We start from the raw sequence: 1,757 nt of genomic DNA, 5'->3' as shown, positions 1-1,757 counted from the left end.
GCGCTCTGGGTCCGGCTCTGGGTCCGGCTCTGGGTCCGAGTCCGGCGGCGGGTCCGGGTTCGGGTTCGGGTTCGGGTCAGCCGAGCGTCCCGCGGAGGAAGTCGGTGGTGGTCGCCAGCATGGCGGCGTAGCCGCGGTCGCCCGGGCGCAGGTAGGTGCCGTGCGAGTCGCGGCGCATGAGGATGTACGACTTCGGCCACGGCACGCGGTCATAGGCGGCGCGGCTGACCTTCACCGGCACCACCGGATCGGCCTTGCCCTGTATGAACAGCATCGTGGCCGGCGGCCCCGCGAACGCCCCCGGCGCGGCCCACCCGGCCAGGATGACTCCTGCCCGCAGCCGCGGATCGTGTCCCGCCACGAAGAGTCCGCTGGTCGTGTACCCGCCCGCCGAATGCCCCAAGGCCGCGATCCGTTCGGTGTCGATGTGCCCGCTCAAGGCGTCCCGGCGGTCCACGTCGAGCCGCAGGACTTCCCGGAGCACATGCCGAGCGTCGTCCGGCTGGCGCACGATGTCGCCACGGTCGAAGCGCGGCGCGAACTCACTCGTGTGCGGATAGGTGGGCGCCGCCACCACGAAGCCCGCAGCCGCCCACGACGAGAGCGCGGCGGCGAAACGCTCCGGCGAGCTTCGCAGCCCATGGCTGAACAACACCAACGGAAACCGCCCTGCCGCAGGGACTCGCTGGGTCTTCGCGCGCCCACTCCGCCCGCCACCATGCCCCGCCGTGGGCCGGGCGGCCGGATAGAACACCAAGGTGGTCAGTGGCCGGCCCGCCCGCATGAGGTGAAGGATGCGCAGCCCCACCGGATAAGACGCTGCTTCCCGCACACCACCCTTCTCGGGCATCCGGGACGTCGGCTGCCCGTCCGCGTGCCGCGCCTCGGCATTTGCCGTCTCTGGGTGGTCCGCCTCGGGGAGCCCTGCTTCGCGCTGCCTCTCCTGGCGCCTGTCCCCGGAATGCCCCACCTGCTGACGCCCCGGCGCGTCTCCACCGACACAGGCGGCCGCCGGCAGCGACAGTCCCAGCACGCCGATCCAGGCGGCAACCAGCCGGACAGCGGTCGCCCGGGAGGTCCGATCGGGGCCCTTTGCTCCCATGCGGCGACGTTACGGCCGGCCCCTCCCACGTTGGGGTGATATCCCCGATCGAGTGCGTCCGACCTGGTACTCGCGTTGCGGGGACGCGCCGAGGACTCGGCAGGCGTGCCTTGTTTCGCTATGGTCTCTCGCATGTCTGACAACAGAGTCGACCCGAGCGGCAACACCGAGGCGTTCCGCGCCTTCACCGACCAGACCCCTCAGGAGCAGGCCCCCGCCTCCAAGACCCCGCTGATCATCGGCGCCGTGGCCGTGGCCGTGGTCCTCATCGCCCTGATCGCCTGGCTCGTAGCCTGAATTCGGCTCGGCGCGGGGCCATCCCCGCGCCGACCCGCCGATCCGGCGCGCCCCACCGGCAGGCCCGCAAAGCGCCCACCTTATGCCGACGGCCCCGAAACCATCCCACGCGCAAACCCACGCCGCGCCCGAGCCTGCCCTGCGCCTCCGGACTCGGCCCGCGTCTCCGGAGCCGACTCACGTTCCGCGCCTGGCCCACGCCTCCGCGCCTGGCCCACGCCTCCGCGCCTGGCCCACGCCTCCGCGCCTGGCCCACGCCTCCGCGCCTGGCCCGCGTCTCCGGACCCGGCCCGCGTCTCCGGGACCTAGCCCATACCTCGCGGCTCGGGCGTCCGCGGATGCGCGACTGCCGGGTCAG

Annotated in this window: 2 protein-coding genes; one reads left to right on the top strand and one right to left on the bottom strand. The window is 73.0% G+C overall.

Going from position 1 to position 1,757, the window contains the following annotated elements:
- Nucleotides 1–76 precede the first annotated feature (76 nt).
- Entirely contained in the window at nucleotides 77–784 is a 708-nt protein-coding gene (locus Ade02nite_RS42945; protein ID WP_275409990.1) for an alpha/beta hydrolase family protein, read from the bottom strand.
- Nucleotides 785–1,234: 450 nt separating this feature from the next.
- Between Ade02nite_RS42945 and Ade02nite_RS42940 the strand changes: the two genes are divergently transcribed.
- Nucleotides 1,235–1,399 (top strand): hypothetical protein, encoded by a 165-nt coding sequence (locus Ade02nite_RS42940; protein WP_203776750.1) that lies wholly within the window; start codon nucleotides 1,235–1,237, stop codon nucleotides 1,397–1,399.
- The last annotated feature ends 358 nt before the right edge of the window (nucleotides 1,400–1,757 follow it).

The organism is Paractinoplanes deccanensis (assembly GCF_016862115.1).
GTDB classification, from domain to species: domain Bacteria; phylum Actinomycetota; class Actinomycetes; order Mycobacteriales; family Micromonosporaceae; genus Actinoplanes; species Actinoplanes deccanensis.
Note: the sequence above shows the minus strand (reverse complement) of the source record. Positions and strands in the feature narration are given on the sequence as shown.

Excerpts from the sequence above, each read along its gene's own strand:
- Ade02nite_RS42945 (WP_275409990.1), bottom strand. The coding sequence starts at position 784 with ATGCGGGCGGGCCGGCCACTGACCACCTTGGTGTTCTATCCGGCCGCC.
- Ade02nite_RS42940 (WP_203776750.1), top strand. The coding sequence starts at position 1,235 with ATGTCTGACAACAGAGTCGACCCGAGCGGCAACACCGAGGCGTTCCGC.